Origin of the sequence: Sulfurimonas sp. (assembly GCF_029027585.1) — a bacterium.
Classification (GTDB): domain Bacteria; phylum Campylobacterota; class Campylobacteria; order Campylobacterales; family Sulfurimonadaceae; genus Sulfurimonas.
Genome location: NZ_CP093397.1, coordinates 74263 through 98698, shown reverse-complemented (window position 1 = coordinate 98698; position 24436 = coordinate 74263). Strand labels below are relative to the sequence as shown.

At 31.8% G+C, this 24436-nt stretch carries 18 protein-coding genes and 2 pseudogenes; 8 read left to right on the top strand and 12 right to left on the bottom strand.

The features are described from left to right. Positions 1 to 40: 40 nt before the first annotated feature. From MOV50_RS00460 to MOV50_RS00440, 5 genes are read left to right on the top strand one after another with little or no spacing between them, the layout of a single operon-like run. Entirely contained in the window at positions 41 to 310 is a 270-nt protein-coding gene (locus MOV50_RS00460) for a hypothetical protein (protein ID WP_321778486.1), read from the top strand. After that, positions 300 to 635 carry a hypothetical protein gene (locus tag MOV50_RS00455; protein ID WP_321778485.1) on the top strand — a complete coding sequence of 112 codons (336 nt, stop codon included), beginning with the start codon at positions 300 to 302 and terminating at the stop codon, positions 633 to 635. The genes MOV50_RS00460 and MOV50_RS00455 overlap by 11 nt, the downstream gene beginning before the upstream one ends. Further along, complete coding sequence (locus MOV50_RS00450; RefSeq protein WP_321778484.1) at positions 632 to 3544, top strand: HsdR family type I site-specific deoxyribonuclease; 2913 nt, start codon at positions 632 to 634, stop codon at positions 3542 to 3544. The genes MOV50_RS00455 and MOV50_RS00450 overlap by 4 nt, the downstream gene beginning before the upstream one ends. Continuing rightward, positions 3537 to 4235 carry a SprT family zinc-dependent metalloprotease gene (locus MOV50_RS00445; RefSeq protein WP_321778483.1) on the top strand — a complete coding sequence of 233 codons (699 nt, stop codon included), beginning with the start codon at positions 3537 to 3539 and terminating at the stop codon, positions 4233 to 4235. The genes MOV50_RS00450 and MOV50_RS00445 overlap by 8 nt, the downstream gene beginning before the upstream one ends. Positions 4236 to 4244: 9 nt before the next feature. After that, the gene (locus MOV50_RS00440) at positions 4245 to 7004 is read left to right on the top strand and encodes an FAD-binding and (Fe-S)-binding domain-containing protein (RefSeq protein ID WP_321778482.1); all 2760 of its coding nucleotides are present in this window, start codon (positions 4245 to 4247) and stop codon (positions 7002 to 7004) included. Position 7005: 1 nt separating this feature from the next. On the opposite strand, the gene MOV50_RS00435 is transcribed toward MOV50_RS00440, so the two are convergent. Together MOV50_RS00435 and MOV50_RS00430 are read right to left on the bottom strand one after the other, a co-directional pair. Next, positions 7006 to 8304 carry a pitrilysin family protein gene (locus MOV50_RS00435; RefSeq protein ID WP_321778481.1) on the bottom strand — a complete coding sequence of 433 codons (1299 nt, stop codon included), beginning with the start codon at positions 8302 to 8304 and terminating at the stop codon, positions 7006 to 7008. Then, positions 8301 to 9361: pseudogene (locus tag MOV50_RS00430) on the bottom strand (quinone-dependent dihydroorotate dehydrogenase). The gene MOV50_RS00435 and the pseudogene MOV50_RS00430 overlap by 4 nt, the downstream one beginning before the upstream one ends. A gap of 75 nt (positions 9362 to 9436) precedes the next feature. Between MOV50_RS00430 and MOV50_RS00425 the strand changes: the two are divergent. Together MOV50_RS00425 and MOV50_RS00420 are read left to right on the top strand one after the other, a co-directional pair. Beyond that, on the top strand, positions 9437 to 10207 hold the full coding sequence (locus MOV50_RS00425; protein ID WP_321778480.1) for a DUF4197 domain-containing protein: 771 nt from the start codon (positions 9437 to 9439) through the stop codon (positions 10205 to 10207). A gap of 9 nt (positions 10208 to 10216) precedes the next feature. Continuing rightward, positions 10217 to 10747, top strand: coding sequence for a DUF4136 domain-containing protein (locus tag MOV50_RS00420; protein WP_321778479.1), 531 nt, complete (start codon positions 10217 to 10219; stop codon positions 10745 to 10747). A gap of 3 nt (positions 10748 to 10750) precedes the next feature. Here the strand turns inward: MOV50_RS00420 and MOV50_RS00415 are convergent, their stop codons facing one another. The 10 genes and pseudogenes from MOV50_RS00415 to murJ all read right to left on the bottom strand — a co-directional run bounded on the left by MOV50_RS00415 (position 10751) and on the right by murJ (position 22429). Further along, the gene (locus MOV50_RS00415; protein WP_321778478.1) at positions 10751 to 13192 is read right to left on the bottom strand and encodes a diguanylate cyclase; all 2442 of its coding nucleotides are present in this window, start codon (positions 13190 to 13192) and stop codon (positions 10751 to 10753) included. 57 nt (positions 13193 to 13249) lie between these two features. Beyond that, positions 13250 to 14169 (bottom strand): annotated as a pseudogene (locus MOV50_RS00410) (class I SAM-dependent methyltransferase). Positions 14170 to 14177: 8 nt separating this feature from the next. Beyond that, complete coding sequence (gene cysS, locus MOV50_RS00405) at positions 14178 to 15578, bottom strand: cysteine--tRNA ligase (protein ID WP_321778477.1); 1401 nt, start codon at positions 15576 to 15578, stop codon at positions 14178 to 14180. Between the two features lie 179 nt (positions 15579 to 15757). Continuing rightward, entirely contained in the window at positions 15758 to 17116 is a 1359-nt protein-coding gene (locus MOV50_RS00400) for an ankyrin repeat domain-containing protein (RefSeq protein WP_321778476.1), read from the bottom strand. A gap of 40 nt (positions 17117 to 17156) precedes the next feature. After that, positions 17157 to 18419, bottom strand: coding sequence for a TIGR03862 family flavoprotein (locus MOV50_RS00395; RefSeq protein WP_321778475.1), 1263 nt, complete (start codon positions 18417 to 18419; stop codon positions 17157 to 17159). Continuing rightward, positions 18356 to 18946: a pseudouridine synthase gene (locus MOV50_RS00390; protein ID WP_321778474.1), complete on the bottom strand. Its 591-nt coding sequence runs from the start codon at positions 18944 to 18946 to the stop codon at positions 18356 to 18358. Before MOV50_RS00390 ends, MOV50_RS00395 begins: the two co-directional genes overlap by 64 nt. Before the next feature lie 21 nt (positions 18947 to 18967). Next, positions 18968 to 20461, bottom strand: a complete 1494-nt coding sequence (locus MOV50_RS00385) for an ATP-binding cassette domain-containing protein (protein ID WP_321778473.1) — start codon at positions 20459 to 20461, stop codon at positions 18968 to 18970. 31 nt (positions 20462 to 20492) lie between these two features. Then, positions 20493 to 20627: a hypothetical protein gene (locus MOV50_RS00380; protein WP_321778472.1), complete on the bottom strand. Its 135-nt coding sequence runs from the start codon at positions 20625 to 20627 to the stop codon at positions 20493 to 20495. 47 nt (positions 20628 to 20674) lie between these two features. Then, a complete protein-coding gene (locus tag MOV50_RS00375) occupies positions 20675 to 20917 on the bottom strand; it encodes a hypothetical protein (protein WP_321778471.1) in 243 nt (80 codons plus the stop codon). A 105-nt stretch (positions 20918 to 21022) separates the two neighbouring features. Further along, positions 21023 to 22429 (bottom strand): murein biosynthesis integral membrane protein MurJ, encoded by a 1407-nt coding sequence (gene murJ / locus MOV50_RS00370; RefSeq protein WP_321778470.1) that lies wholly within the window; start codon positions 22427 to 22429, stop codon positions 21023 to 21025. Between the two features lie 88 nt (positions 22430 to 22517). Between murJ and MOV50_RS00365 the strand changes: the two genes are divergently transcribed. Beyond that, complete coding sequence (locus MOV50_RS00365) at positions 22518 to 24422, top strand: flagellar assembly protein A (protein WP_321778469.1); 1905 nt, start codon at positions 22518 to 22520, stop codon at positions 24420 to 24422. The last annotated feature ends 14 nt before the right edge of the window (positions 24423 to 24436 follow it).

Sequence of the window (24436 nt, the reverse complement as noted above, 5' to 3'; positions counted from 1 at the left end):
TATATAATTTAATATATAAAAATACTAAAAGGATTTTACTATGCACTCACTAGCACAACTTCAAAAACAACAAGTAGGGCTTAGACTTCCCGTTTATTTAGTAGAGCAGATAGATGAATTTACAAAAGAGTATAACTTAAATAGAACAGATATTATCATTGAATCTATAAAATCATATATAGAAAAACAAGAGGCAGAAGCGTTTTACAAAAGTTTTGATGCATCTTGTAAAGAACTAAGAGAGGTTTTAGATGACCCTAAAAAGGCAGATGAGTTACAAACCATAGAAGAGTTTCTTGATGAGCTTTGATATTAAGCCAGTAGCTGGGTTTAGAAAAGATTTTAAAACATTGTCAAAAAAATATAAAAAATTAGAAGATGATATTAGAAAAGTTATCTTGGAGTTAAGAAAAAAACCCAAAGCAGGTACTTATCTACAAAATAATTGTTATAAAATTAGAATGGCAAACTCTTCTACTCCTACAGGAAAGAGTGGAGGTTTTAGAATTATCTATTATTTTATAGATGAACAAAACAACCTTTATCTTATGAATATATACTCTAAAACACAAAAAGAAAGTATCAGCGAAAGTGAACTATTGGTACTTTTAAAACTTAATGGTTTAGGAAAATGAGCGAATACCTACAAAGTGAACTCCCAGCGATAGAGCTTTTTAAAAAGCTAAAATATGATTACTTTGATGCCAAGGGCGAAATGTATGAAGTTGTTCTTGAAGATAGATTAACAAACTCATTAAAAAGAATAAACCCTTGGCTAAATGAAAACAACCTACAAAAAATAATCCGTAAAATTTTAGCTGTAAGTGGTAGCTCACTTATGGAGATAAACTCCCAAATTCATAAGCTCATAACTCGTGCGGATGCACTATCACTTAAACCTACGACCGATTCAAAACCAAGAGTTGTAAAGTTTATAGACTATAAAAATCTTGAAAACAATGAGTATTTGATAGTAAATCAAATGAAGTTTAAAGGCGAAAGAGCTAACTCTATCCCTGATTTAGTTGTGTTTATAAATGGACTACCATTAGCAGTCATAGAAGCAAAAAATCAAAAGGTAGATATATCTGACATTCCTGATTTAGACTACTACCAAGCTAACTCTCCAAAACTATTTCATTACAACCAAATCATAAGTGCTATTAATCGTATAAGTGGATTATATGGAACAATCCAAGCAGATATGAAGTTCTACTCAAAATACAATGAAGTTGCATCTGATGAACTCATAAAACTTCTTGAGAATGAACCAACACCACAAGATATTTTAATCTATAACCTTTTTGAAAAAAGAAAGTTTCTTGACATCATCAAATACTTTGTAATTTTTGAAGTTGTTGAGGGTAGAACAATCAAAAAGCTACCAAGATACCAACAACTTAGAGCTGTAAATAAAATAGTAGATAGGCTTAAAAATGAAAACCGTGGTGGTGTTGTATGGCATACACAAGGAAGTGGTAAATCTATTACTATGATATACCTTGCTACTAAGTTAAGAGCTGCTACAAGTGGGTTTGATAATCCTACTATTTTAGTTCTAACAGATAGAACAGATTTAGATAATCAAATCAGAAGTACTTTTAACAGAGTTGGTTTCTCAAATGTTCATCAAGCAAATTCAATCTCACACTTAAAGACACTACTCAAAGATAGCTATGGTAAAACTTTAACTTCAACAATACAGAAGTTCCAAGAGAGAGCAGAAGAGAAAAAAGAAGTTGAAGTTCTGAGTGATAAAGAAAACATATTCGTTCTTATAGATGAAGCCCACAGAAGCCAATACGGACTAACTGCTTCATATATGAGACAATCACTTCCAAATGCTAAGTTTATAGCCTTTACGGGAACACCAATAGACAAAGAAAACAAATCAACACTTCACGAGTTTTATGGTGGCGATTACATAGACAAGTACACTATAAAACAATCAGTAGCAGATGGTAATACGCTACCAATTTTATATGAAACAGGGCTAAGTAAGTTCTTCATAGAAAAAGAGCTTTTAGATGTTGAGTTTGCTAAGTCGTTTGGAAATGAAAGTGCTAAAAAACAAGCGATACTAAAAACCAAAGCAACGAGCCTTGATAAAAATGCTACTCGTAGAGTCCAAGAGATAGCAAAAAGCATTGTAGAACACTATAAAAATAAGAGCTATTTGGACGGTTTCAAGGCGATGATAGTTTGTCACAATAGATACCAAGCAATAGCTTATAAAAAAGCATTTAATAAATTGGCTGAGCGAGGTGTTAATAATTTTCAATCAAAAGTTATAATGAGTTTTGATACAAAGAAAGACCCACAAGAGTTTTATGATTTAGCCTCGCCCCAAGCAGATACAAAAAAAGCGATAGAAGATTTCAAACTACCATTTGGAGATGAGAACGATAAAAGCCGTGGTGGTAAAAGACAATTTGATAACACTGCTTTTTTAATAGTAAGTGATATGTTATTAACGGGATATGATGCTCCAATACTTCAAACTCTTTATGTTGATAAGATACTTCGTGAGCATAATCTACTTCAAGCAATAGCAAGAGTGAATAGAACTCGTAAAGGTAAAAATGCTGGGTATGTAGTTGATTTTGTAGGAATAACTAAATACCTCGTAGATGCTCTTGAAATATTTAGTGGAGATTTAAACCCGTGTGATGTTATGGTAGATATAGAGAGTGAAAAAACTACACTTGAAAATAGACACACAAAGATGGTTGATTATTTCAAGTCAGTTAAGAAAAATAGAGAAAATGAAAGAGATGATTTTATACTTCAAGCTCTAACCCACTTAAAGCCACAAGATATAAAAGATAAATTCAAAGAGCTTGTAAGTGATTTTAACAAATCAATGAACATAGTTCTTCCAGACCCTTTTGCAACAAGATATGATTATGATTTTAAACTATTTAATGAAATAAAGATGATAGTTAGAGATTCTAAAGAGAAGATTACTCGTGAAGATTCTAAAAAGTTACAAATGATTTTAGATGAACACCTTAGAGCTAATGGGATAGAATATCTACTTAAAGCACCTATTGATATTACAGACTATAAACAGTTTCAAGCAGAACTTACAAGAGAGGGAAAACATAACCCACTTGATAAAGCAAAAGCAATTATAAAAGCAAATGAAGAAAAAAATCCAGCGTTAGCACTTGAACTTTCAGAGTTATTGGAGAGAAAATTAATAGATGCTAAGGTAGACCGAAAGCAGGCTATTATAGATTTGTTTAGTGATATGCAAGTGATAATCAATCGCCATAAAAATAGACATAATAATAGTGGTTTAAGTGATGAGAAGCAACTTGTAGTTTATGACTTAGTTACAGAGTTAAGTGATGAAGCAACTGAGCTAACACTTGAGATATTTGATACTCTTGATGAGTGGTTAAATAAAAAAGCAATACTGACTCAAAGTGATGCTCAAAAAGAGATGAGGAACTCTATCAAGCCGATACTTGCTAAGTATAAAGTGGATAAAAAACTCTCAAAAGATATAGTGGCTAAGTTGGTAGAAACAAATGCATAGTATAGAGTATGGAACTAAAAATATTGTATTTTATATAAAGAGAAAAACTAAACTAAAAAATACATATATTCATGTTGATACTGATGGAGTGCTTGTCAAAACAAATGATACTACCCCCGTAGAAGATATAAACAAGATGGTTAGTAATAAATCAGCTTGGATAAGCAAGAAGCTTGATATATTTAAATCAATAGCAGTCAATAAAGATATAACAACTGGTTCAAGGCTTTACTATATGGGTAAGAGCTACTATGTAAATATGCTTAAAGATGAAGATGCCGACACTGTTACTATAAATTTCACTCACTCCAAGTTTCATATAACAATACCATTAAAATGTAGTGATGTTGAGCTTCATAATGCTATTGAAAACTTTTACAAGCAAAAAGCGATAGACAAAATAATACCACTAACAAAAAAGTGGGCTAAGACTATGCAAGTTCTACCAGAACACATAAGTTTTAGATACTCAAAAAATAGATGGGGAAGTTGCAGTTCAACTAATCGTATCTCATTTAACTATCATCTTGTAAAACTATCTTCATCATTAATTGAGTATGTTGTTATACACGAATTAGCTCACATAACTTATCAAAATCACTCTAAGGATTTTTGGAAATTGGTTCATAAACACCTATCAGATTACAAAGTGAAAGAAGAGAAGATTAGAGTATTTGAGAAGTTGATATAAGGAGAAAAAATGTTAGAAACAAAATATCAACTTTTTTATGATGAAATTATCAAAACGATTTCTAAAGAGTATGTTTTTACACAGAAATTACATCTACTTGCATTTGGTACAGATGCTTCCTTTTACAGACTTATACCAAAGATAGTTATAAAGGCTCAAAATAGTGATGATGTTGTAAGTATTTTAAAACTTGCTACAAAGTACAAACTGAGTGTAACTTTTAGAGCGGCGGGTACATCTCTTAGTGGACAGGCTATAAGTGATTCTATCTTAGTTGTGACTGCTCGAACTTTTAACAAGATTAGTATGAGTGAAGATAAATCAGAGGTAAGTTTAGAACCTTCAGTCATAGGAGCAGATGCAAACCTTTTTTTAGCTCCTTTTTTGAAAAAAATAGGTCCAGACCCTGCAAGTATAAATACAGCAATGATAGGTGGGATAGCTGCTAATAATGCGAGTGGAATGTGTTGTGGTGTAGCTGATAACTCATACAATACTCTTAGTAGTATGAAGATTGTTTTTTATGATGGAACTCTTTTAGATACTTCATCTCAAAAGAGTAAGCAAGAGTTTTCTTTATCCCATAAAGTTTTTTTACAAAGCCTAGATGCTTACGCTAAGGAGATAAAAGCAGATGAAGTTTTAAAAGCAAAAATCATTAAAAAATTTAAAATAAAGAATACTTGTGGATATTCTCTTAACTCTTTTGTAGATTTTGATGATGTTTTTGAAATCTTAGAGCATCTAATCATCGGAAGTGAAGGAACTTTAGCTTTTATAAAAGAAATAACTTATAAAACTGTACAAGATTATCCACATAAAGCGAGTTCTTTAGTCTTTTTTGAAGATATAAATGAAGCTTGTAAAGCGGTTGCTCTACTGAAACTTTCTTCAAAGGTAAGAGTAGATGCTGTTGAGTTGATGGATAGAAAAGCTTTAAGTAGTGTTGAGAACAAAAAAGGAATGCCAACTTATTTAAAAACACTTCATAAAGATGTAGCAACACTTTTGATAGAAACAAGAGCATCTAACAAAGATGATTTGCAAACTCAAATACAAGATATAAAAGAGTTACTAAAAACTGCAAAAACAATACAAGATATAGAGTTTACAGATAAAGAGGAAGAATATTCTTTGTTTTGGAAGATAAGAAAAGGATTGTTTCCTGCTGTTGGAGCGGCTAGAGAGATTGGTACTACGGTTATTATAGAAGATATTGCTTTTAATATTGAGCATCTAGCAGAAGCAACTTTGAAACTTCAAAATCTGTTTTCAAAATATAACTATGATGAAGCTTTGATATTTGGTCATGCACTAGATGGAAATCTACACTTTGTTTTTACTCAAGATTTTTCAAATAAAAAAGAGATAGATAGATATAAAAAGTTTATGGACGAGGTTGTAGCACTTGTAGTTAGTTATGATGGAAGTTTAAAAGCAGAGCATGGAACAGGTAGAAACATGTCACCATTTGTTGAGTTAGAGTGGGGCGCCCAAGCTTATGAGATGATGAAAAAGGTTAAAAAACTTTTTGACCCATTAAATATTTTAAATACTGGTGTTATTATAAATGATGACTCAGAGGCGCATCTCAAAAACTTAAAACCGATGCCACAAACTCATGAACTAGTAGATAAATGTATAGAGTGTGGTTTTTGTGAGAGTGTATGTCCATCAAATGTTATAACTTTTACTCCAAGACAAAGAATTGTGTCAAATAGAGAGATAAGTGTTCTCAATCGTGCAAATAAGCGTGATGAAGCATTAGAACTTGAAAAAGAGTACCAATATGCTGGTTTAGACACTTGTGCTACTTGTTCTCTTTGCTCGACTCTTTGTCCTGTTGATATAGATACGGGTGCATTTACAAAGTACTTAAGAGAAAAGCAGATAACTAGCTTTGATAATAAAATGGCAAATCTAATAACAAATAATTTTTCCACTACTTTAAAGTTTATGAAAGTAGGGCTAATGGCAGCAGATGTCACTCACTCTATAATCGGTACAAATCTTATGAGAAAAATTCCAAAATGGATACCAACTCTTCCAAAACCAATAAGCATAGATGCCAATAGGTCTAGTATTAAAAGTCAAAACAAAGTAGTTTATTTTCCATCGTGTGTAAGTAGAACAATGGGTGGTAGTTTGTTTGACATTACATTTTCTTTACTAGAAAAAGCTGGTTATGAAGTGATTATGCCAAAAAATCTAGAAAATCTTTGCTGTGGTATGCCATTTTCTAGTAAAGGTTTTAGTTCTCAAGCAAAGATGAAATCTAGGGAGTTAGAAAATAGTTTGAAAATTGCTACTCAAGACGGAAAATATCCTGTACTTTGTGACACAAGTCCATGTACTAAAAAAATGATAGAGAGTTTTGAAGGTAATTTAAAAATATACGAACCAATAGAGTTTAGTTTAGAATTTTTGATACCAAAGCTAAAAATCACAAAAGTTAATGAGCCTATAGTAATCCACTCAACTTGTAGTACAAGAAAAATGGGACTTCACTCTAAGTTTATAAAACTTGCAAAATTATGCTCAAATGAGGTAATAGTTCCTAGTGATATAAAATGTTGTGGTTTTGCGGGAGATAGAGGTTTTAACTTTCCTGAGTTAAACAAGTCTGCACTGAGAACTTTAAAACAGCAAATTCCTAAAGGAACTAAACTTGCCTACTCAACAAGTATAACCTGTGAGATTGGGCTTAGTGAGCATGGCGATATTGATTATAACTCCATACTTTACTTAGTGCATAAATGCTCTAAGTAAGTTACTCTCCCTTTTTTAAAATAAGGGTAGTAGATTTGTTAAAGTTAAAATATTTTTTAGCTGCATCTTGAATTTTTTTAGCTGTTACTTTTTTGATGTCATCTTCATATTCTAAAAGTGGTGTTAAATCGCCACGAACTAGATAACTTCCAAATAGATTCGCAACAGAAGTAGAGCTTTCAAGAGAGTAGATAAAATCTGCTTTTGTATTTATCTTAACTTTGTTTATTTCAGCTTTAGTGACTTTTGTATTTTTCATCAGTTCTATTTGTGCTATTAGCTCTTTTTCAACATCCTCAGCTTTTACACCAGGGTTACAAGTTGCTAAAAATATAAAAAGACCTGGGTCAATATTTTCCATATTATAAGCATATATAGAGTTCACAAGGCGTTTTTTATCAATTAGTTCTTTGTAAAGTCTTGAGCTTTTTCCAGAAAAAAGAATCTCAGAGATTACACTTAGAGTTACTTGGTCTTTGTCTTTAAAATCAGGAATATGAAAAGTAATAGCTAGCATCTCTACTTCACTATCTCTATAAATAGTTACTCTTTTTGGTCCATCTTGTTCAGGCTCTACAAATTTAAATTCTGGTATTTTAGCTTTGTTTTTGATGCCTCCAAAAGCTTTTTTCGCTTTCTTGAAAACTTCTTTTGCCTCAACATCTCCTGTAACCATTAATATGGCATTGCTTGGTTGATAGTAAGTTTTATGAAAATCTTTTATATCATCAATAGTCCAAGTTTGTATATCATTCATAAAACCAATAGGCGTCCAATGGTAAGGATGATAAACATAAGCGTTGTTAAAAAGTGCAAAGTAAAGATAACCTAATGGAGAATTCTCTGTTCTCCAGCGTCGCTCTTCTGCAACCACATCTCGTTCTGGTTGAAACTCTTCATCTTTAAGATTAAGATTTTGCATAAGTTCAGCATATAGAGTTAGTGACTTGTTAAGGTTATCTGTACTTGATTTTATGTAGTAATGAGTATAGTCAAAACTCGTAGATGCGTTGTTTACGCCACCTATACTTTTAACTTCTTTGTCAAACTCTCCAGCTGGTAAGTTTTTTGTAGATTTGAAGTTCATATGCTCTAACATATGAGCAATCCCTGTTTTACCCATGATTTCGTTTCTACTTCCAACCTTGTAAAAGATGTCAGTAGATATAACATTCGTAGAGTTTTTTAAAGGAATTACAACTATTTGTAAGCCATTTTTTAAAGTTTTTGTTTCGTATTTTGGTAATGAAGATGCCATTATTGTTCCTATAATTAGTGTAAGTATTAGTAAGTATTTCATGCTTTTCTATCTGCCCCTATGGCTTCAGTTATGTTTTTATAGCCATCTGCTTTTATAAGTTTTGTTAACTCATTATTTATATTCATAATCATATTTGGACCATGAAATACAAGTCCGCTAAGGATTTGAATAAGAGATGCACCTGCCTTTATGCGTTTGTATGCTTCTTCTGCTGAGTCAATTCCACCAACTGAAATAAGCACAGTTTTTCCATAAAGTTCTTTTGCGATTGCTTCAAAAATTTTAAAACTTTTTTCTTTTAAAACAGCACCACTTATACCGCCAATCTCTTTTGGCTCTTTTACTAGTGAGTAATCTACGGTTGTATTTGTCGCAATGATTCCATCTGCACCTTTTTCAACCGCCATTTTAGTAAGTGCTACAGCATCTTCTATTTCCATATCAGGAGCGATTTTTAAAAGGATTGGCATCTGTGTAAGTTTTTTAGCTTGTGTAAATAGTTCTGATATAAACTCTTCATTTTGTAAATCTCTTAAACCAGGGGTATTTGGAGATGAGATGTTTATAACAAAGTAATCTCCCCAACCGTTAAAAGTATCTATAAGTGAGATATAATCATTTATAGCTTGATCATCAGGAGTTGTTTTGTTCTTTCCAATATTTACACCAATAGGAGTAACATAAGGAAATCTTTGTTTTAACATATTTACAACTTTAGCCGCACCATTGTTGTTAAAACCCATCGCATTTTGGATAGATTCTTCCTCAATATGACGGAACATTCTTGGTTTTGGGTTTCCTTCTTGGGGCTTTGGTGTTACTGTACCGATTTCTGTAAAACCAAAACCTAAGGTTCTTATACCCTTTATCATAGTTGCATTTTTATCAAATCCAGCTCCAAGTCCGACAGGATTAGAAAATGTACGACCAAAAAGTTCTTGAGTTAAGACACTGTTATCCACAAAATGAGATTTTAAAAATGGTTTAAATGGGATTTCACAAAGATTTGTAAGTCTTAGTACACATTCCGCTAAATGGTGGCTTCTTCAGGGTCTAATTTAAAAAGCCAAGGTTTTATTGCTTCATAATTTATCATAATACTAAATATACCTTTTATTTTTTTCGAGATTATACTAGAATTAAACCAATGATTTGATAAGAGGAATTTTATATGAGAAATAATTTTATAATAGTTTTGATTTTTTCCTCAAGTGTACTTTTTAGTTTTGATTTTGGAAGTTTTATGAGTGATGTCGTTAAGAGTGTTTCAGAACCAACTCCATCTTTTTCTTCAAAGAGTACACTAAGTCGTGATACTATCTCTAGTGGACTTAAAGAAGCTCTTAGCATAGGCGCAAAGTATGCCGTAAAAGAGCTTGGTAAGAAAGATGGCTATCTTAGTAATGCATCTGTGAAAATACCACTTCCAAAAAGCATAAAAAAAGCAGAAGATATCATTCGTGGTTTTGGTGGAGATAAGTATGTGGATGATTTTATAGAGTCTATGAATAGTGCGGCAACAGATGCCGCTCCTAAAACAATAGATATATTTTTACATGCTATACAACAAATGACAATTGATGATGCAAGAAAAATCTTATCTGGCAATGAAGATGGAGCAACTGAGTATTTTAAAATATACACAACTAACTCTTTGACAAAGTTAATACTTCCTATTGTCAAAAAAACTATGGAAGCAAATAATGTAACGGCTTATTATAAGAAGGCAAATAGTTTTTATAAGTCAGATATAAAGAGCAGGGCAGTAGAATATGGGATAAGTTCATTCTTACCAAAAGAGAGTGAAGAAAATTTAGATGAGTATGTAACTTCAAAAGCGATAGAAGGGTTGTTTATAATGATAGCTCAAAAAGAGGCAGAGATAAGAAAAGACCCTCTTGCTCAAACAACATCACTTTTGAAAAAAGTATTTGGAATTTAGGAAAAAATAATGAAAAAAATTACAGTGTTATTTATTGGATTGTTTCTACTTGTTGGGTGTTCTACCTTAAAAATAAATGTTGATTATGATGAGTCTTTTGCTTTTAAAGATAAAAATAGCTTTGTTATAAAGCATAAAGATAAAGCAGGAGATGATACTTTAACAAATGATAGAATTATCAACTCTCTTATAGCTGATTTAAAATCAAAGAATTATAAAAAAGTTTCTCAAAATGAAGCTGATTTAATTTTCGTTTTTCATACATCTGTAAAAGATAAAATGGAACTTCAAACTGATTATAATACTATGGGTTTTGGAAGATATAGATTTGGTGGAGGAATGACAACTACAACAACAAGTTATAACTATGTAGAGGGAACACTTATCATAGATGCTCTAAACCCAAAAAATGAAAAAATAGTTTGGCGAGTTGTTGGAACTATGGAGATAAAAGGGATAAAATCTCCAAAAGAAAAAGAAGAAAAAATCAATAAATTAATATTAAAACTAATGAAAAAATTTCCTATACATAAAAACTAAATCTTATACACACAGAGATACAACTTTGTTCCTTCCACTATTTTTAGCTTCATAAAGAGCTTTATCTGCTCTTATGAAGGTTTCTTCTTGTTTATCGTTCTCGCTATAACTAGAAACCCCTGCACTACAAGTCAACTTATTAATATCACTAAAATTAAAGTTTTGAATTTTTTCGCGTATCTTTTGTGCTAATATTGTTGCTTTTTCTAGGTTTGTTTCAGGACAGATTATTAAAAATTCTTCTCCACCCCATCTCCCAAGAGTATCGCTACTTCTTATGTTTTGTTTTAAAATAGTTGCAAACTCTACTAAAATATTATCGCCAATTTTATGTCCGTAAGTGTCGTTGATTTTCTTGAAAAAGTCTATATCTATTATGATAATAGAGAGGTCATATTTATGTCTAGTAACTCGCTTAAGTTCTTTCTCATAACTATTGTCTAGATGAAGTCTGTTTGGAATCTTTGTTAAAGCATCTGTAATAGATAGCCTTTCAAGTTCTTTTTTATCTGTTATATTATGACTTATTGCATGGTAAGATTTGATATTGAAACTTTTATCTAGAATAGGGGTTATTGTTACAGCTACCCAGTAAGAACTTCCATCTTTTTTTAAGTTTTTTATTTCTCCTTGCCATATTTTTTTCTTTAAAAGTGTATTTAGCATATCTTTAAATGTTATGCTAGATGTATCTTTATGCCTTAAAATATCATGATGTTTACCTATCAACTCTTCTTTTTTGTATCCTGATAATTTTGAGAGTGCTTCACTGATATCAGTAATAATACCTTTTTCATTACTTGATGAAATTAGAACATTTTTATTTATAATTTTTAATTGTCTAGCTATTTTTTTATTATAAGTTTGTAATGTTATATATCTGTACAATAAAAATATAGATATAAGCGTTAAAATAGCAAAAAATTTAATAAAAAGAGAGTAGTCAAATTCTTGCTCATATTTTATTGGAATATGCTTGCTTAGAATATCTTGCTCTATTTTAGGTGTTAAGTTTTCTATGATTTTATTAAATATACTTAAAAGAATCAAATCATCATTTCTAACACCGACTCCTAACTTTATAGTAGTATTGAGTTTACCACTAATTTTGAGATTATTTGAGTAGTTTGATTGAAGTTCATTTGAAATAACTGGTATGGTGTCTATACATCCAAAAATTTCTCCTCTCTCTACTTGTTGAAGACCATCTGTGATATTTTGTATTTCTATTATATTTATATCTGGATACTTTATTTTTATGATTTGGGCAATGCCGTAATCTTTCACAATACCGATTTTCATGCCCTTCAAGCCATTAAAATTATCTATAAATGATATATTTTTATTTGTTGCAAGTCCTATGGGTGCTTCTAAATATTTTTTAGAAAAATTTAAATATTCACTATTTTTTTTTGTTGGCATTAGTAAAGATAAGATGTCGCACTTTCTTTTTTTTGCAAATTCTAGTGACTGTGTCCAACTATGTGTAGCAATCAATTTTATGGGTATTCCTATTTCTTTTTTAAATATTTTAAAGTAAGAAGCAGATATACCAATATGTTTACCATTCTCTACACTTTCAAATGGCATCCACATGGGATCAATACACATAGTAATTTGTTTTTTATTTTTTAGATATTTTTTCTCTTTTAGAGTTAGTTCTTTTAGTTTTGTGTTTGCAGTTGCAAAAAACCATTTTTGCTTTAGTCTTATTCTTTCATGGTTAGAGATTGTTGCTAATCCTTTGTTTAAAATACTTAAGGCTTCTGGCCAGTCTTTTCTTATACTAAAGACCAAGTCTAATTTATGTTCAAGTGGATAAGCAAAGTCTAGGTAAGGAAGTCCCATTTTACTAAGTAGATAAGTTATTGATATATGTCCAAAAATCACATCTGCTTCGCCATATATTATTTCAGTTAGCATCTGCTTTGTTGTGTCTGCATAAATTATTTTAGAGTTTTTAAATTTTTTTACAATATTTTCATCTGATATATTGCCTTTAAGGATAGCAATAGTTTTTCCATCTAAATCTTTATCAGATTTTATATTTTTTGGGTTTCCGCGTTTAGTCATTACTATTTTTTTCGAAGAAATATAAATATCTGAAAAATTAAACCATTTCTTCTGTTCTTTAAATATAGCTGTTACACTAAGACCATCTATTTCTTTAGATTTAGCTTTTTCTTGTATTTGCGACCAGTTACCTAGAACTTGAGCAAAATTTGCACCTGTTATTTTATTGATTATACTTAAAATATCATCGTTATAACCAATGATTCTTCCATTAAAGTCTTTCATGACAAAAGGTTCCCAACTACTGTCAGTACCTAATATAATTGTAGGGTTTTTTTTTAAAAAAGCTTTTTCTTTTTGCGTAAGAGATACTGCTTGTAAAGCAAGAATAGAGATAATTAAAAAAAAGATAATAAAAACGATTTTTTGCATAAGTTATATTGTACTCTTATTTGTGAAAAAAAACAAATTAAAACATTAGTCTGTGATTTATAAACTACTTAATTCTCTTTTAAATACCAGATTTTTTAGGCTTCTATCTTCATTTAAAGATTCAAACTCTTTTACATTTTTGAGTCTTTTTACAAACTTAAAATTTGGAGCCCATTCTTTTATAAGAACCTTTATAAACTCTTCATCTAAGTCTGGTGAGTTTAAACAAGTTAGTAGCAGACATTCTTGGGATGCAATTTGTGGTAGTTTTATGATGAGTTTTTTATAGTCTTTAGTTGCCTCAAAACTTCCTTTTTGAAAACTTGGAGGGTCTATGATGATTAAATCATAAGGACCTTTCTTTTTAATGCGTGAGAATGATTTTAAGATGTTGTAAGGGTGAAAACTAACATTTTTAGTATCTATGTTGTTTAGATGGTGATTTGAGCGTCCTGTACTTAAAGCACTTTTATTCATATCGATGTTTGATATTTTTTTTGCTCCGCCTTTAATTGCAGACAGACTAAAAGCACAAGTGTAGGAAAAAAGATTTAAAACGCTTTTATCTTTAGAATTTTCTCTTACAAACTCTCGTCCATTTTTCATATCAGCAAAATATCCATTATTACGATTTGTAAGAAGGTTAGTTTTATTTTTATGCCATTTTCCATAACAAATAAATCTTGTGGTAACTCTCCAGCTAAAACTTCAGATGGAGAGCCTTTTAAATATCTGCGTTGTAAAACTATACTTTTGTGTCTTGAATTTTTTACAAACTCTTCAAGCATCTCTATAAGTTTAGCTTCATCTTTTTCTTCATCATAAAGTGCTACGCTTAAAACGGTGTCAATGGAGTCTATGCATAGATGCTTAAAGCCTTCATAGAGTCCACCACGACCATGAAAGAGTCTTTTAAACTCAGAAGATAAATCTTTCGAGTTTTCTTCTAAGTGGTTTTGGATATCAGAGAATTCCATTTATATATTTATACTTTTTCCCAAAAAGTACCTTGAGCCGTATCCATTATGCTAACTCCAAAAGCTAAAATCTCATTACGAAGTTTGTCAGATGCTTCAAAGTTTTTTTCTTTTTTTGCTTCATTTCTTAAAGTTATAAGTTCATCTATCTTTTGTTTAGTTTTTTCATCTATGCCAAATTGAAAATACTCAAAAGGATTTTTAACACCAAAACCTAAAATCTCTTCAACAAAAGATAGATTTGCAATAGTTTCTTTTTTAAGTAGTTTATGCTTTCCTGCTGTGTCTAAAGCTTCGTTTGTGCTTGAAACAAACGCTTCAATAAGAGCTAAAGCAGAAGAAACATTCATATCATCGCTCAAGGCTTTGAGAAGTTCATTTTTAAAAGTTGTTTGGTCTGTATTGTTAGCAAGTCCAAAAAGGCGTTTTTTTAGTCTGTAAATTTTGTCTAGTCTTTTTTTAGCTATTGCTAAATCATCAGTATTGAAATTAAAATTACTTCTATAATGAGTGCTTAAAAGGTAGAATCGTAAAACCTCGCCATCATATTCTTTTAGGGCATCTTTTAAAAAGAAACTATTTCCTAAAGATTTGCTCATTTTTTCGCCGTTTATATTTACAAAACCATTATGCATCCAGTAGTTAGCAAGTTCATGGTTTGTTGCGCATCTAGTCTGAGCAGCTTCGTTTTCATGGTGAGGGAAAAGTAAATCAGCACCACCTCCATGAATATCAACTGCAAAAGGAGCATCACTAGATGCTAGATGTTTTTCTATCATCGCAGAACACTCTAGATGCCACCCTGGACGACCTTTACCAAAAGGAGAGTCAAACGATATGCTTCCATCTTTTATACTCTTCCAAAGAGCAAAATCTACACTATTTTTTTTACTTTTTGAACTTTGAACTCTTTGTTGTTTGTCATCTTCATCTTGAACTCTACAAGATAGTTTTAAATACTCACTATCACTTACAGTATCAAAGTAAACATCACCTTCTTCTGTTGCATAAGCATGATTGGCATCTATGAGTTTTTGTATAAGTTCAAACATAGCATCTAGGCTTTGTGTAGCTTTAGGTTCTATATCTGGTCGAGCGACTCCTATGGCTTGCATCTCTTTATGAAAGGCATCTGTGTAAAAGTCTGTAATCTCCTTGATATTTTTACCAAGCTCAACAGCCTTTTTGATAATTTTGTCATCAATATCTGTGATATTTCTAGCGTAAGTAACATCTAATCCATTAGCTTTTAAAACACGAGTTAAAAGGTCAAAAACCAAAGCACTCTTAGCATGACCTAGGTGAGCATCATCATATACAGTTGGTCCACACACATAAAGGGAAACTTTTCCCTCTTTCATCGGCGTAAACTTTCGTTTTGTTTTTTGTACTGAATCATATATATACATTTGATGATTTCCTATGATTGTAATTAATTATTGAGGTTTCTCTATTTGTAATTATAGCATAGTGAGTTTATTTATTTTTTATGGATATTCCCATTGGTTAGGATAGGAGTAAGTTGGGTGTAAAATCCTTCCCACAGAAATGTAAGGCAAGTATATTCTGTTATATACTTGACAATATCTTATGGTTTTAATAAATTAAGTATTTTTTTATCTGGAAACTGCATTTTATTTACAATATCATAAGGTGTTCTTTTCATCTTGTCTTTTATATTTTTGTCTGCACCTTTATTTAGTAAATATTTTATTACATAATAAATTCTTTTTTTATTGTCATATTGAATATTTCTAGCGGCATGATGAAGCGGAGTTTGAAGAAAGTTGTCTTGAATATTTATATCTTTAAAAAAACTAGAAATATATTTAACTTGTTCAAGTTCACCTTTTTCTGAGATAAGATGAAGAGTTGTTGTTCCTCTTTTATCTACATGAATAGGGTTTGCTCCTTTAGAAACCATAAACTTCAATAGTTTTAAAGTGTCATAGTAAGTGATTCGAGCAAATATGTTTTTTCTATTTCGGCAAACATCAAAAATAGGTGTTCTTCCATTGCTTTTTTCTAAGTTGATATCTATTGCATTTTCTAACCAAAAATTTATTAATTTTATTTGTCTAGTTTGTGCAGATCCAAATATGGGTGATTTATCACCTAGTGAATCTTTATCAAAGTTAAATCCAGATTTTAAAATATATTTTATTGTTTGTAAGTTTGCATCATTTGAAGATGCTCTTGAGAGAGCATTTCCATAATTGTTTTTATAGTTTATATCAGAACCATTATCTAACAAAAATTTAACAGTTTTTAAGTTTGATACCTCCACTGCTAGTAAAAACATCTCATTCATGTTAATAGTAATATTATGATTTAAAATATTTTGTAGTTTTGCTATGTCATTTTCATATACTGCGTCTCTAAATGCTTTTTCTTGTTTAAGTTGGTTTGGCTTTTCTTTTTGTATATACCATTTTCTAGTACCTTGAAAATTAGTAAGTTTTAAAATATCTTTACTTTTAAGTTCAAAAGCTGAAAGAGACCAAAAACCTTTTGATAGTTTTTTTTCTCCAATAGCAGTTTCATAAACAATAGCACCTATCATTTGAGTTTTTGGATTCTTGCAAATATCTGGATAATATTTATTAAGTTTAACACCATTCTTCTCAACAATACCATTCCAAACTAAACAAGTTTTTTTAATACTTGTATATACCCAATACTTACCTCTACTCCCAATAAGCCCACCATCTGAGTTTTTTAATTTACTTGGTAAGTAGTTTTTAAAATTTCCATTTGTATCTATATCTAAGACGGAATTACCTTGTCTCTTGTATAATGAATCTGACCATTTAAAAGCAATCTGTTTCATAACATGGGCTTTATTATGTTTGACTTTATTTAATAAATTTATTATTTTATCATCCATTTGCTCATTAGAGGCAAATAGAATATTCACTAAAAAAAGATATATTAGTAGTTGTTTCATTGTTTTATTCCTTAAATTTACTCACAGTATTTCATGTAGTTTACAATAATTTCAAAAGACCAAGGGCTGCTTGTTTACCTTGACCCATAACACCAGTTAATAGATAGCCTCCAGTTGGTGCTTCCCAGTCTAGCATCTCTCCAACACAAAATACTTTAGGAAAATCTTTTAGCATCAGATGCTCGTCTAAATTTTCAAATCCTAATCCTCCAGCTGTACTAATTGCCTCTTCAAGGGGTCTAAAAGTTTCTAATGTTAAGGGAAACTTTTTAAGCGTCTTTGTCACTAACTCAGGCTCAGTTAACAACTCCTTTGCTAACACCTCCCTTAATAAAGAAGCTTTTACACCATCCAATCCTAAGCGCTTCCAAAAGGAACTCAAACTCTTTTTACCTTGTTTTCCACTTAGCTGTTCATGTAACTGACTTTGGGTGCGATGGGGGAAGAGGTCTAAATAAATTGTAAACGGAGATTTCTGTTCTAACTGCTCTCTTATAAATTTAGAATGGGTATAAATTAAACTGCCTTCAACCCCATTTTGACTTACTAATAACTCACCGAGTTTGGATTGAAGATTACCGTTAATATCTCTGAAGCTAAGTTCTACATTTTTTAGTGGAGTGCCTGAAAACTTCTCTTTAAATATCTCTGACCAATTCACATTAAAGCCCATATTCGCAGGTTTAAGCGGGGATATTTCTAGCCCTTTATCTCCCAGTATCTTTGTCCAAGCGCCTGTTGAACCTAAGTGTGGCAAAGAAGCACCACCTAAAGCCAAAATCACTGCATCAAATGAATAATTTTTTATCCCATCAGGTGTTTCAAATTGCCAAATATCCTTAGACCAACCAACTAAGCGATGTTTCATTTTAAACTTAGTACCGTTTGCTTTGAGTTTATGTATCCAAGTGCGTAGTAAGGGTGCCGCTTTTTTATCCAAGGGATAGACTTTACCAGAGGAGCCAACAAAGGTTTCAAACCCAAGACTTTTCGCCCACAAGCGCATGTCATTTGGGCTAAAGTTATCAAGCGCAGGTTGTAAAAAAACTTGGGCTTCAAAATAACGGCTGCAAAAGAGCTCAAAGTTTTCAGAATGTGTTAGGTTTAAACCACCTCGTCCTGCTATTAAAAATTTACGCGCGGCAGAAGGCATCGCGTCAAATATTGTCGGTGCATAACCTGCATCTGATAAGACTTGTGCCGCCATCAGACCCGCAGGACCAGCACCAATAATAGCAATCATAAATTGCTCTGATGAAGATTTTGAAGTAGCATCTTCTCTTCTTCTGTTGTAAGGTAACACCACTTACCGCTATCGATGTTGAGTTTAAAACTTCCAATGCTGATTCGCTTTAAGTCTAAGACCTTTAAAGGCGTTCCAAATTTTGGATCTTTCATCGCTCCAAAAAGTCGTCGGATATGCCGATTTTTACCTTCATCTATTTGTATTCTGAGTTTTGTTTTTGCGCCACCAGTGCCTATTTTTTCAACTACAAGGGCTTTGAGTAAATCGTCTTTACTTTTCACTCCTTTTAAAGCCTGTGCAATATGTTCGTCTGTTACATGACCTCTAACCCAAATCTCATATATCTTGACGCAATTTCCAGGTTTGGTCAATACATTACCTACCTGTCCATCTCTTGTGAACAATAAAAGTCCCTTAGATTCTAGATCAAGGCGTCCGATTGGCATCCATCCATCATCAAAAACCCAATCAGGTAAAATATCATAAACTGTTTTTCGCCCAAGATCATCAGATCGTGTGACCAAATAACCCTTAGGCTTATTGAGTGCAAATAGTACTTTAGAATTGTTCGTTTGAGTATTCATTAGGTGCATTCCTTTTGTAAATCACAAGATTTCTTGAAGCGTATATGCTTGGTCTTGATTCTTCTCAAATACCCATCGCTTCGTACTTAAGTTCTCTAAAAAAGTCTTGTCATGAGTAATGAACAACAGAACTCCTGCATACTCTTTTAGAGAAGCTTCCAAGGACTCTATAGATTCCAAATCCATATGGTTTGTCGGCTCATCTAAAATAATCAAAGAAGGTCGCTTCAACAACCCTTGAGCTATAAGTAGTTTTCTTACTTCACCCGGACTCGGTATGCTACTATTTAGAAGTGCTTTAGCATCTGAGCCTAGTCTTTGAATAAGAGTGAAAAGTTCACCTTTGGCATCAGTGTTTAAGTCGCTTATCTCATTAAAAAGTTGCTCTGCTTCTTTGTCTGTAATCTCTTGAGGTATGTAAAGATAGTCATGTTTAAAATCTATTGCTTTCACAAAATAGCGTATAAATGTACTTTTCCCCGCACCATTTTCACCACAAATACCTACCTTATCTCCAATATTTACTGATAACCTTGGAAAACAAAGTTGTGTTGACTCAAAAAGCTCAATGCAGTTTTTCTCAACAGCTATGGGAAAATTATACTTGGCAATTTCTCCCTCAAAGCTGATTCCTGTTGCGTATTCTTTTGAGAGTTTATTCATATTTTCACTTAAGTGACGCTGTTTAGTAAGGGTGCGCTGTAGCATCTGTCCATCATTCTTGTCTTTACCAGTTAAGATAGCGCCGTTTATTTTCTCTTTCATTGAGCTGTCATGTTTAGAAACACCTTTTTTAGAAAAACGCTTTTTAGCAAGTGATACTTTTTCTCTTTGGACTTGAACAACTCGGTTGATTTTTTTTAGTTCATTTTCTTGTTCGCTAATTGCTTTTTTCTTATGAGAGAGTGTTTGTCCATAAGCAAGGTGAGCCAAAGAAAATTTTGATCTATATTTTAAAACTTCACCCGCTTTTATCATGATAGTCTGTTGAGTTAAAGCATCTAGTAAAGTTCTGTCATGGCTTACCAAGATGCCAATACCTTTGTAGCTTTTAAGTGCTTTAACTACAATCATCTGAGAACGAGAGTCAAGATGGTTGGTTGGTTCATCGACCATTAGTACATCACTCTCACTAGATAGTGCAACTGCGAGTTGTAGTTGTTTGCGTTCTCCATGACTCAGTACTTCCCAAGTGCCTAGCCATTCGTCCTTCACCTGCAAAAGGTCTCTGAGCTTATATGCCTCTTTTGTATAGGTCATCATAAACTCTTCAAGCTCTAACGGGGGAAATTCTGTACTTTGCGCGCAATAAACCACAAGAGAATTACCAAGAATCATTCCCTTCTCGGTTTTTAGTTCTTTTGAAATTAGTTTTAAAAGTGTACTTTTACCAGAACCATTTACTCCAGTCACTGCACTCCATCCCTCTTCAAAGTCTAAATTTAGAGCATTAAAAATTGGTTGGGCTGCGCTGGGGTATTTGTAAGATAGATCTCTGATTTTTAAACTATGCATAACTTCCTATTTATGTTGAGCGGATATATGGTTATAACTTTGGTTCAAGTTCTAGGTCTTGTATTCTATCCAAGAAAGGCTCAATATAATTTATTCTTGAAATATACAAATTATCTATTGGAATTTGTGAGAGTCTTTCAACAACTTCTTTTTTCCCTTTATACATTATAAATGTATATTTGTAAAGATAACTCTTATAGCAGTAACACTGTGCTATTCAAAAATAAATCCTGCCTCATAGTTTTTTAGAGATTCAGGGTCATTTTCTCTTAATTTATCTTTACGAGTCGGTTGTTTTAATTGTGAATTGTCTTTGGTATAGTTTGGATTAGGATTGTTTTCTTTTCCTTGCCATATTTTAATACTCTCTTTTTTCTTTGCTATGGGAGGAGGTGCATCCCATTCCCCTGCGATAATTAATACACTAGCTACAAGCATAATCAATACAATATTCATTCCATATCCCTTTTGTAAAGTTTAATTTTTTTTATCTTCATACTTCTAGTCCAATTTCCTTGTTTCCACCTGTGATTAGTACTGTTTTTTTCATTTAGTTTTCCTTTATATATAAGCTTGTATAAAATCCCTAAAAACAAAAAGTAATCCTGTAAACGCAACAGCACCAACTAGAAGATATACAGCATTTTTAGAACGAATAATATCAAAGAAGTTTTTAACTCCAAATACCTTTATAGTTAGAGTAAAACTAACAAAACCACCGACGGTAGATGCCAGAGCTAAACCACTTACTCCCATAGGTGATATAAGTGATAGTGCTATGATGATATAAGTAAGTAGAGAGTAAGTAGCGATTTTTGCGGCTTGTCCTTGCATCTGTTTTGCATATAACCATAAAACAAAAAGTTTTTGAAGACCAAATGGGATAAGTCCAATCATATACATTTGAAGAACTAATGTTGTGTTTGCTGTATCTTGTGCATCAAAAGCACCTCTTTCAAAAAGTAGATGCGTTATCTCATTTGCTAAGATAAAACCACCAATAGCACTAGCTGTAAGTAAAAATGCTAAAAACCAAAAAGCTTTTTGTAAAAATTCTAGGGCTTTTGTTTCATCTTTGTTTCTTATGTATCTTGCAACGCGAGGAAAAAGAGCGATGGAAGTTGCAATGGCAAAGAGTGCTAGAGGGAGTTGAAAGATTCTGTTTGCATAGTAGAGGTAAGAGATAGAACCAGTTAGTAAAAATGAAGCTAAAAAAGTGTCTAAAAAAGCGCTGACTTGCGCAGTTGAATTTCCCCACATTGCAGGAAAAAACTGACTTCTAAACTCTTTTGTTTCTTTTTGTATAAGTTTTGCTTTTGTACCTAGATGCTTAAATCCACCTACGATAAGTTTGGATAATCCTAATCTTTGTATGGCAATGATATGTACTAAAAGTTGTAAAATACCACCAATAACTACACCCCAACTAAGATAGTAAACTATCTCTACTTGTGATTTGTCTTGTGAAAATAATAAAGCAAAAATAAGTGAAAGATTTAGCAGTGCAGTTGAAAATGCAGAGGTTGCAAAGTGATGTTTGTACTGAAGCAGAGCACTTAAGAAAGTTATTGCAAATATAAGAGGTAAATACCAAAAGTTTATAGCGACAAAAGGTGCCGCTATTTCTATGTTTTTTTCATCAAAACCAACGGCAATAGCCTGTGCGGCGAGAGATGGAAGTAAATTTACAAGTAGAGTAATTATAAGAACTATGGAGATAAATATTAAAAAGATATTTGCAGATAAGACACCTTTGTGTCTTGATTTGGCAAAAGCTGGTATAAAAACTTGTGTAAATGCACCTTCAGCAAAGATACGGCGAAAAAGATTGGGTAGTTTAAAAGCTATGAAAAATATATCGCTATATATATTTGCACCAAGTATAGATGCTGTTAGTAAATCTCTAAAAAATCCTAAAATTCTTGAAAATAAAATTCCAAAACTGTTGGTAAATATAGCTTTAAACATGGGCTTCTTTGTTCGTTTTACGAAAGTTTAACAAATATTTGATTAAAATAGAGGGTTTAGTTTTAAAATTTAAATATTGTAGGAAGATATGGCACTTTTTGGTTCAGATAAAAATAGCAAAAAATCATCAAAAAAAATTCGTCCAACCGTTGTACGCACTCAAAATGTTGCAAAAGAGTTGGTAGAATTAGCTAAATCCTATGAAATCAATGTTAATAAGATTGATTTTAATATATTGGAAGTTCAGACATATACTCGTAAGAATGATGGTGCAAAAGAGGTTGATTGGGAGGAGATGTCTAGCGAAGACCTTACAGAGTTAGAAGATAAGGGCTCTTTTTTAGATAAAGATTTCCAAATAAAACAGATGTATGAGATTGAGATTTTTTCAAAAGTTGAAAATGATACTTATGCTGATTTATCATTAGCTATCGGAGCTAATGCTACAAAATGTAAAGTTTATCTAAGTATTAAAGAAGGTTCTAGCGTTAGTTACAGCCCAAGGTTACAAAGAGAACTTTTGATTCTTATAAACAAGAGTAAAGTTCGTGCAAATATACTCATAAATATTTTTGATGAGATGATGGAAGATGTGATTTCAAAAATTGTTGCACATGTTAGAGTGGAAGAAAAAGCAACTTATAACAAAAACCAAACATATCTTGTAGCAGAAGCATATGAGCCAACATTAACTACTGATGATGAAATCGTTTTGCATTATGATAAAAAAGAAGAAGTTACAGAAAGTTCTAAGATAGATTATTCAAGTAGAGATTTTATACAAAGTGTTCATAAAGATGAGTTACTCATAGAATATATAAAACCTAAAGAGGGTAAAGCAGGTAGAAATTGTCGTGGTGAATATATGGAGCCAAAAGAGCCAGTTGAAGCCAATGTTCCTACTTTTAGCACTGATGATACTATTAAAGTTGTTGAGACTGATGACAATATTGAATATCGTGCAGTTGAAAATGGTTATATAGTTTTAGAAGGAACAAATTATACTATTTCGTCTGAAGTTGACATAGGTGAGATTAGTTTTAAATCTACTGGTAATATAACCGCAGGTGTGGATTCAGATATAAACATAAGTGTCAAAGAAACAGATGAGCAAAAAGATGCCATAGGCTCTGGTATGGAAGTTGAAGTGTCTGAAATAGATATAGATGGTAATATAGGTGCTTTTGCTAAGGTAATAGCATTAAAAGCAACAGTATCTGGTCAAACTCATAAAGATTCTATAATAAAAGCAGACAAGCTAGAGATAAATGTCCACAGAGGTGCGGCGTATGGAAAGAACATCCATATAACTAGGATTGAACATGGAGAAGTTGATGGAGATATAGTTGAAATTTCTCAAGCTATTGGTGGAGATATAAGAGCGAAAGAGATAGTTATAGAGTTATGTTCTTCTCATGTTAAGGCTACTGCTTCAAGATTTATAGAGATTAAAAAGTTACAAGGAAGTGAAAATACTTTTACCATAGACCCTGTACTTAAAAAATCAAAACAAGAAGACCTTGGTGAAAATCATGAAGAGATCCAAAAACTAGAAGCTGATGTAAAAAGTATAAAATCTGAAATAGATAAATATGGTGAAATTATTAAAGGAAATTTAGCTATACACAATGATGTAAAAAAACGCTTACTTCATTATAAAAAAAGTGGTGTAAAAATGCCATCTTCCTTTGTAAAACAATATAAACAGTTTACGAAAATGCAAGAGCATTTAAAGACAATAAAAACAGAACATGATGTAAAGCTTGACCACTTAAAACTTCTTACAGAAAAAACAGCCTCTTTTCAAGATAATATTTTTGATGCAAGAATTATTAACAGAGATAAATGGGTAGGATATAACGAAATAATATTTAAACTAGTTGACCCGCCCATAGAGTTGCTTCATAAACCAGCGGAAAATTCAACAGATATGGTTTTTGCAGTTGTTGAGGTTGAAGATGGAGAGTTTAAAATAGAGGCAGTGAAAGAATAAGTGAAAGTAGTTTA

Coding starts and splice junctions, on each gene's coding strand:
- MOV50_RS00440 (WP_321778482.1), top strand. CDS start 4,245: ATGTTAGAAACAAAATATCAACTTTTTTATGATGAAATTATCAAAACG.
- MOV50_RS00460 (WP_321778486.1), top strand. CDS start 41: ATGCACTCACTAGCACAACTTCAAAAACAACAAGTAGGGCTTAGACTT.
- MOV50_RS00400 (WP_321778476.1), bottom strand. CDS start 17,116: ATGAAACAACTACTAATATATCTTTTTTTAGTGAATATTCTATTTGCC.
- murJ (WP_321778470.1), bottom strand. CDS start 22,429: ATGTTTAAAGCTATATTTACCAACAGTTTTGGAATTTTATTTTCAAGA.
- MOV50_RS00385 (WP_321778473.1), bottom strand. CDS start 20,461: ATGCATAGTTTAAAAATCAGAGATCTATCTTACAAATACCCCAGCGCA.
- MOV50_RS00415 (WP_321778478.1), bottom strand. CDS start 13,192: ATGCAAAAAATCGTTTTTATTATCTTTTTTTTAATTATCTCTATTCTT.
- MOV50_RS00445 (WP_321778483.1), top strand. CDS start 3,537: ATGCATAGTATAGAGTATGGAACTAAAAATATTGTATTTTATATAAAG.
- MOV50_RS00390 (WP_321778474.1), bottom strand. CDS start 18,946: ATGAATACTCAAACGAACAATTCTAAAGTACTATTTGCACTCAATAAG.
- MOV50_RS00435 (WP_321778481.1), bottom strand. CDS start 8,304: ATGAAATACTTACTAATACTTACACTAATTATAGGAACAATAATGGCA.
- MOV50_RS00365 (WP_321778469.1), top strand. CDS start 22,518: ATGGCACTTTTTGGTTCAGATAAAAATAGCAAAAAATCATCAAAAAAA.
- MOV50_RS00420 (WP_321778479.1), top strand. CDS start 10,217: ATGAAAAAAATTACAGTGTTATTTATTGGATTGTTTCTACTTGTTGGG.
- MOV50_RS00375 (WP_321778471.1), bottom strand. CDS start 20,917: ATGAATATTGTATTGATTATGCTTGTAGCTAGTGTATTAATTATCGCA.
- cysS (WP_321778477.1), bottom strand. CDS start 15,578: ATGTATATATATGATTCAGTACAAAAAACAAAACGAAAGTTTACGCCG.
- MOV50_RS00450 (WP_321778484.1), top strand. CDS start 632: ATGAGCGAATACCTACAAAGTGAACTCCCAGCGATAGAGCTTTTTAAA.
- MOV50_RS00425 (WP_321778480.1), top strand. CDS start 9,437: ATGAGAAATAATTTTATAATAGTTTTGATTTTTTCCTCAAGTGTACTT.
- MOV50_RS00380 (WP_321778472.1), bottom strand. CDS start 20,627: ATGTATAAAGGGAAAAAAGAAGTTGTTGAAAGACTCTCACAAATTCCA.
- MOV50_RS00455 (WP_321778485.1), top strand. CDS start 300: ATGAGCTTTGATATTAAGCCAGTAGCTGGGTTTAGAAAAGATTTTAAA.